Below are 7,043 nucleotides of genomic sequence, written 5' to 3' on the forward strand. Positions count from 1 at the left end.
TCGTGGTGCCCAGGTGCTTGGACATGATCATCACCAGCTCGCGCGCGACCTTGTCGGTCGGGCCGCCCGCCGCGAACGGCACCACGGCCGAGACCGGCTTGCTGCCCGGGAATTCCTGCGCCTGCGCGCCCGCCTGCGTGCCCATCACGCCCACCGCCAGCGCGGCTGCGACAAATTGTGCAACTCGTTTCATGCTATCTCCTGGATACCCGCCTCATTCCCCGTTTGGCGCCGTCCCGGCCGGAGCGGCGCGCCCGTCCTCGCGGACGGAGCGCGGCCGTTCCCGCGCCGCCGTCCCGATCCGAGCGATCCCGACGGCGGCGCCGACCATGACACGGGCACGGCGCACCGGCCCGCGGCAAGGGCCGCGCAACCGGAGCGCAATGCTATCAATTAAGAAAAGTCTTAAATACTCGGAAAAACCCGCTAAAAACTCTTTCCAAGAGGAATTTTTCTCGCATTGAAGAGGGCAGCGGCACACGAGGCAGACCAGAGCAAAGAGGGATTCGTGATTGTCGGTGCGACGCGCTAAGCGGTTTCACAGCCAAGGGAATGCACTGAAGCTCCTTTATGGCTCTTTAGTCACAAATGATGATCTGACGGCCTCAGTAGAGAATTGATCAATGGATGGACGCAAACTTGCGATTCAAGTATGGCGAGGGGACCGGCTAGCCTGCTTTTGAGCCGCTAACGGTTCGGCCGTCTGTGGTCGCACTCCGCCCGCCATTGCGACGAGGTCCCGAGAACCCCAACGCAAGTGCGGCAACGGATCAAGATGGCGCGTACCGTTCCTTTATATCGGTCCCTTGACGGATTGGAGGCATCTACTACGTTCACTCCCCCTCATTACTCTCCCCGCCATTGGGCATGAGGCCATAATAAATAAATTCTGATATTAAATATATTCATCAAAAACCCGTACTCGTACTAAATACATGATCACGAGTTCATGATAAAAATATGATTCATGACCCCATCAAACCCATCGCCACCCGTTACCCCCGACAAACCAAAACAGAAAACGCCTCATTAAAATCAAAAACAAATGGACAAATACCCACTCAAGACATGACATCAAATTTTGAATTTGCATTCAGCCAAACAGAACTGACAAACGATCTAGAATCACCATTTATATCTACACAAACAAGATCGCATTTTATCCAAATTTCTCAATTACCATCACATAACTTGGATCCCACAAAACCAATTACTCACGAATGATTCGCCCTCATATTTAATAAGACATGACCACCTCAGTAATCCTTAAAAAATCTCTTATTAGATAGTTTTGTGAGCACATTCAGCCCATAGGAAACCGATACGTGTTGCGAACACGGCCAGGGAGGAGCCAGAATGGATTTGCAGGCGCTGAAGATATTTAAGGCCGTAGCAAACGAAGGCGGTATCGCTCGCGCCGCCAACGTGTTGAACTGCGTCCAATCTAATGTTTCTACGCGGCTGCGACAACTCGAGAGTCGACTGGGCATTCAGCTCTTTCACCGCCGGAACGGGCGTCTCGTTATCACCAGCGAAGGGCTGCAATTGCTCGACTATGCGGAGCGGATACTCAAACTTGCAGACGAAGCGCAATCAGTCGTCAGGGGTGGCGGAGAGCCCGCCGGCAAACTTCGGATTGGCGCCACTGAGGTTACTGTCACCGCCCACCTGCCGCGCCTGCTGGCAAGTTTCCATCGGCGCTTTCCCAAAGTCGAGATGACAATTGAGACTGGGTCGATCGAACAAGTCATGAAGGCGATCCTCGCCGACCGCCTGGATATCGCGCTCCTGCCTTCCAGGGTCATGACAGGCGAATTGGCCGAGGAGGAGGCATTCGACGATGAACTCCTGCTGATCACCGACAGCAATCATCCGGCCGTCCTGTCGACAGCAGATCTCAAGGATTGCAGCTTTCTCGCATTTCGCCAGGATGGCTTCCACCGGGCACGTTTCGAGAACTGGTTGGCTGGAGTCAAGCCAAAGATCACCCTTGAGTTCAGCGCGCTCGAGGTCATCATCGCATGCGTGGCTGCTGGTATGGGAGTTTCCCTGATACCGCGCTCCCTCATTGAGAGCAGAAACCTAGCTAGCCTCATTAAATGCCACACGCTGCCGGCAGACATCGCGAGCGACCCGGTGCGGATTGCTTGGCGCAAGGAAATTGTCCGGCACCGCGCACGGGACGAGTTCATCCGCTGCCTAAAGGGGCACTGACCCTCCCCCGAATACTAGGTGGTGGTCGTTATATGAGGCAACATCCAAACGACAAAGGGGAAGATTTCTAATGCTTGATGTCATTCTCATCACCTTGGGTGTTGTGGTAGTGACGCTCTCTTCGCTCTACAAGATTATCCTATTGCTCAATCAAGCCCATCAGCACACCGCCGCGCGCCGAAAGAAAAGCGGCAATTGCGCCACATAGTCCTGTGGCAAACGCACGCGCCGTCCGGCCAAGCGGGGTCTGGCTATGCCCGCAACCGAATGGCGTTCCCACCTGTGCCCCGCGGCGCGGCGGAATGCTCTCGCCGCACGGGACCAGGAACTTGCTTCACTTTGGAGAAACAATCAATGCCACGCTCGCTATCTACTCCACTGACTCAACGACTCGGTATCGCCTTCCCGATTGTGCAGGGTCCGATGAACGGCGGCTCGACGCCCGCGATGGTTGCCGCTGTCTCCAATGCAGGCGGCCTCGGCTCGCTTGCCGCTGGTGGCCTCGCGCCCAACGAGATACGCTCACAAGTCGCCTCTATCCGAGCGCAAACGTCCAACCCGTTCAACATCAACCTGTTCGTGCTTGACAAGCCCACGCCGACCGACGACGAGGTTCGTTGCGCGCTCGATCAGTTGCAGCCAATACGTGCCGAGCTAGGCCTCGTGCCAGGCCAGCCGCAGGAGTTCTACTGCGAGGATTTTCAGCAACAATTTGACACGCTCGTGGATCTGAGGGTGCCAGTGGTAAGTTTCACGTTCGGTCTACTTGATGCACCGTCTGTCCAGCGCCTGCACAAAGCGGGCAGCCTTGTCATCGGCACGGCCACGAGTATCGCGGAAGCCCTTGCATGGGAAGCCAGCGGCGCCGACATCATTTGCGCGCAGGGCACCGAGGCCGGAGGTCATCGTGGCACGTTCCTCGGCCACCCTGACAACAGCATGATCGGTTCACTCGCGCTGATTCCGCAAATCGTCGACGCTGTCGCGCTACCGGTGATCGCGGCGGGCGGCATTATGGATGGACGCGGCATCGCCGCCGCACTGACGCTTGGAGCCCAAGCTGCGCAACTCGGAACGGCGTTCCTAACAAGCGCCGAATCGCCAATCCATCCGGCCTGGAGGAAGGAGATCCGTCTTTCGACTGACACGTCAACCCGGACCAGTCGGACATTCACCGGCCGCGCCGCACGCGGCATCACCAACGACTACATGACACGCATGGCCGAGCATGAGCAGGACATCCCCTCATACCCCATCCAGAATGCGCTTACGATGGAAATTCGCAAGGCAGCTGGGGTAGCAAACCGTTCGGACTTGATGTCGCTTTGGGCCGGCCAGGCCGCAGGAATGAGCCGGTCGCGCGACGATGGAGTTTCAGCCGCCACGCTAGTGAATACACTGGCTAAAGAAACAATCGCCGCATTTGGTTGACCTCCGCCACAGAAGCGGGCCCCGCCCGTATGCTACAGATCGAAGCGCGGCGTCAACGATGACGTGCTTCGAACCTACTTGAACACCACGGTCTTGTTGCCATTCAGCAAGAGACGGCGCTCCGCAAACCACTTAACTGCCCGTGCCAGCACAACGCATTCCGTATCCTGCCCGACCTCCGACAGCGCCTCGGGCGACATCGCATGATCGATCCGCGCTACGTCCTGCTCAATGATCGGCCCCTCATCCAAATCGCGCGTTACGAAATGCGCTGTCGCGCCGATCAGCTTTACGCCGCGTGTATGTGCTTGGACGTAGGGCCGTGCGCCCTTGAAACTAGGCAGGAATGAGTGATGAATATTGATAATTCGGCCTTTCATTGCATCGCAGAATTCTCCTGACAGAATCTGCATGTACCGTGCCAGCACCATTAGTTCAATGCCCTGCGCCTCCACGAGCTCCAAAATAGCCTGCTCCTGCAAAGCCCGATTCTCGGCTCCCCCGCAAGGTGAAAGCGGTAGATGGTAGAACGGCAGACTGTACCCATCAACGAGCCGGTTGAGGTCGCGATGATTTGATACGACGCCGCAGACCTCAACCGGCAAGGTACCACTCGCGTGTCGGAACAATAGATCGTTTAGACAATGTCCAAGCCTCGAGGCTAACAGTAGCACTCGCAGACGGTGCGGCGTCGTGAACAGTTGCCACTGCACGCTCGGCGAATGGCCCAGTAGAGTAATACCGGCACGCAACGCCTTCTCCGAAATGTCCCCATTGTCCACAACAAAGACGATCCGCATGAAGAGGCGTTGCGATGATGAATCAGAGAATTGTGCTGATTCCAGTATGTGCCCATGTAGTTCTGTCAACAGACTGGACACCTGGTGAAACACACCTCGCAGCGCCGGGAAAGATGCAACCAAAACGTATTGGACACTCGTCGGCATCCGCCCCTCCATCGAATGAGACTCGCTTTGCCTCAACACGACGCTTCCTTTGTGTCAGTTAGTGGGAGTGTTTTACCGCGAAGCCCCACCTCGTTCAGATGGTCGACCACATTGCCGAGTCGGCGAATGCCTTCGATGATGTCCCCGGGAGGTAGCGCACAGAACGGCACGCGCAGAAATTGATAGCCGGGATCGATATCGAAAAACGCACTCCCCGACGATAGGATGAGCCCCACGCCGCGCGCCGCGACTTGCAATGATTTCTCTTCAATAAGATTACCGAGCCTCAGCGCTACAAAGAAGCCGCCTTCCGGATGGGTGAACAGACGCCCAGGAAGGGAGTCGTCGATTGCTTGTACACAGGCGTCGAGCCTCGGACGATAGAGTTGCCTCAATCGGTCAAGCTGCAATGGTAATTGACCATCTGCGCACCAAGCAGCCACGACGCCCTGCGCGAAGAAGCACGGCGCAATGTAATTTCGCTCGGCGACACTCGTAACTCGCTTTACGACTTCATCAGGCGCAACCAAGAATCCGGTCCTCACGCCAGGACTGATCAGCTTAGTGAACGAACTCAAATGCAGCGTCAGTTCCGGAGCCATGCTGCGGATCGACGGAATTGGTATTCCCGTATACCGCAAGCAGCAGTATGGCCCGTCCTCGACAATCAGGAATTGGTGCTCGCGTGCCAAGCGAACCATCGCCCGCCTCACATCGAGACTCATGCACGCCCCTGTCGGATTATGGAAATCCGGAATGAGGTACACCAACTTTGGCACGTGCCGATGCAACTCATGCTCGAACACATCGACGCAGATTCCGTGCTCGTCAATGTCGATGCCAACTATCTCCACGCCATGCTGCCGTAGGGTCGTGATGGCGCGGTCATAGGTCGGACGTTCGACGAAAACGACATCGCCGGGCTCAAGATACGCATCGCAGATGAACTTGAAAATCTCCAGCGAGCCGTGACCGATCAGTACATTTGCTATCGCACAGTTGAACCATGATGCAATGTATTCGCGTAGCGGCGGATATCCGGCAGGCGAACCATACTGCAGCATTCGGGCGGCATCACGCGCGAGAGCCGTGGCTGTCATTGAGCGCAATGAGTCGGACGGGAATGATCGCGGATCGGGTACGCCGCGCGAAAAATCAATGATTCTCATGGCGAGGCCTTTCGGCTGTATCAGTTAACAAACGAAACGGACCGTGCCACGTGCACGCGGATCGGAAGCCGCTTCTGGCAAGTCGCCTCTGACGCGGATTACTTGCACGTCTCCGTTGGTGAAGCGCGGCTGCAGGTTGTAACCGCGCGTGATGAGCTCCTCTGCTAACGCACCCTCGATCGGTGCGTAAGGTTCCCAGTACACCGTGTTGACGGGCAGCAGTTGATGATGTACGCGCATCTTCGCGATGGCCGTTGTCAACGGCATGTCGAAATCATAGATGTTGCTGATCACTTGGAAGATAGACCCGAATATCCTCGAACCTCCCGGGGTGCCGATAACAAGTTCCACCCGACCGTTCTTCGTCAAGATCGTGGGCGTCATTGACGACAACATGCGCTTGCCCGGCGCGATCGCGTTGGCATCCGCGCCAACGACACCAAACCGGTTAGCCGCACCAGGCTTTGCGGAGAAGTCGTCCATGCCGTTATTGAGCAGGAAGCCGGCACCTTCTACCACAACCCCACTACCGAATTTCGAATTCAGAGTGTAAGTATTGGACACCGCGTTGCCAAACTTATCTATGATCGAGAAGTGTGTAGTTTCCTCGCTTTCCTCGAACCCTGGCTTGACGACGTTCACCAGCGACGGTAACGCGAGATCTATTTCCGCTGCGCGCCTTCGGATGTATGCGGAAGACAGCAACGAATCGACCGGCATGGTGTGAAAGTCGGGGTCGCCCAGATACTCGGCACGGTCAGCAAACACACGCTTCAGCATCTCTGCGACGAGGTGGACGTACTGGGTCGAATTGTGAACAACACCCGCGAACGCGGCCCCAAGCTCAGTCCTCATCCTTAGCAACTGGATCAAGCCGACCCCACCGGAACTGGGCGGCGGCGCGGTCACGATATTGTGTCCATTCCAGCTCTCGACGAGTGGCTCGCGCCAGATCGCGCGATAGTCGCGCAAATCGGCATGAGTAAGCGACATGTCTCTGTCGGTCAATTGCCTGACGAGCAAACCCGCAGTGGTACCGAGATAGAACTCGTCGACGCCGAATCGTGCAATCCGTTCGAGTGTGCTGCCAAGATCCGGCTGACGAAACACGCGTCCCTCTTTCATCTTTCCGAAGAATCGCGTGAAGTTCGTCTTACCCTCGAAATCGGCCAACATCACGTCGCGACGCTCGATCAGTTGGCTATGCACGATGAAGCCCTGCCTTGCGTAGCGAATCGCGGGTTCCACCAGCCGCCGCCACGAACCTGTCAGATTTTTTGTG

General features: G+C 56.6%; 6 protein-coding genes and 1 pseudogene. 3 read left to right on the forward strand and 4 right to left on the reverse strand.

The genetic code is table 11. The features are described from left to right. Nucleotides 1–193: pseudogene (locus K206_RS41835) on the reverse strand (tripartite tricarboxylate transporter substrate binding protein BugD); the annotation flags it as partial. 767 nt (nt 194–960) lie between these two features. Here K206_RS41835 and K206_RS43090 point away from each other — a divergent pair. The 3 genes from K206_RS43090 to K206_RS0125210 all read left to right on the forward strand — a co-directional run bounded on the left by K206_RS43090 (nt 961) and on the right by K206_RS0125210 (nt 3,645). Then, complete coding sequence (locus K206_RS43090) at nt 961–1,224, forward strand: hypothetical protein (RefSeq protein ID WP_155888213.1); 264 nt, start codon at nt 961–963, stop codon at nt 1,222–1,224. 132 nt (nt 1,225–1,356) lie between these two features. After that, complete coding sequence (locus K206_RS0125205; protein ID WP_020205160.1) at nt 1,357–2,214, forward strand: LysR family transcriptional regulator; 858 nt, start codon at nt 1,357–1,359, stop codon at nt 2,212–2,214. 354 nt (nt 2,215–2,568) lie between these two features. Further along, the gene (locus K206_RS0125210) at nt 2,569–3,645 is read left to right on the forward strand and encodes a nitronate monooxygenase family protein (RefSeq protein ID WP_043367077.1); all 1,077 of its coding nucleotides are present in this window, start codon (nt 2,569–2,571) and stop codon (nt 3,643–3,645) included. 74 nt (nt 3,646–3,719) lie between these two features. Here the strand turns inward: K206_RS0125210 and purU are convergent, their stop codons facing one another. The 3 genes from purU to K206_RS0125225 form a co-directional block, all read right to left on the reverse strand. Beyond that, on the reverse strand, nt 3,720–4,592 hold the full coding sequence (gene purU, locus K206_RS0125215) for a formyltetrahydrofolate deformylase (RefSeq protein ID WP_043367078.1): 873 nt from the start codon (nt 4,590–4,592) through the stop codon (nt 3,720–3,722). A 32-nt stretch (nt 4,593–4,624) separates the two neighbouring features. Then, entirely contained in the window at nt 4,625–5,761 is a 1,137-nt protein-coding gene (locus K206_RS41840; protein WP_081651503.1) for a PLP-dependent aminotransferase family protein, read from the reverse strand. 24 nt (nt 5,762–5,785) lie between these two features. After that, nucleotides 5,786–7,043, reverse strand: a 1,258-nt coding sequence (locus K206_RS0125225) for a gamma-glutamyltransferase family protein (protein ID WP_029044065.1), incomplete at its 5' end; no start/stop codon positions are given.

This window comes from Cupriavidus sp. WS (assembly GCF_000395345.1).
GTDB lineage: Bacteria > Pseudomonadota > Gammaproteobacteria > Burkholderiales > Burkholderiaceae > Cupriavidus > Cupriavidus basilensis_B.

What these genes read in the sequence shown, in the direction of transcription:
- K206_RS0125210 (WP_043367077.1), top strand. Translation starts at nt 2,569, where the DNA reads ATGCCACGCTCGCTATCTACTCCACTGACTCAACGACTCGGTATCGCC.
- K206_RS41840 (WP_081651503.1), bottom strand. Translation starts at nt 5,761, where the DNA reads ATGAGAATCATTGATTTTTCGCGCGGCGTACCCGATCCGCGATCATTC.
- purU (WP_043367078.1), bottom strand. Translation starts at nt 4,592, where the DNA reads ATGCCGACGAGTGTCCAATACGTTTTGGTTGCATCTTTCCCGGCGCTG.
- K206_RS0125205 (WP_020205160.1), top strand. Translation starts at nt 1,357, where the DNA reads ATGGATTTGCAGGCGCTGAAGATATTTAAGGCCGTAGCAAACGAAGGC.
- K206_RS43090 (WP_155888213.1), top strand. Translation starts at nt 961, where the DNA reads ATGATTCATGACCCCATCAAACCCATCGCCACCCGTTACCCCCGACAA.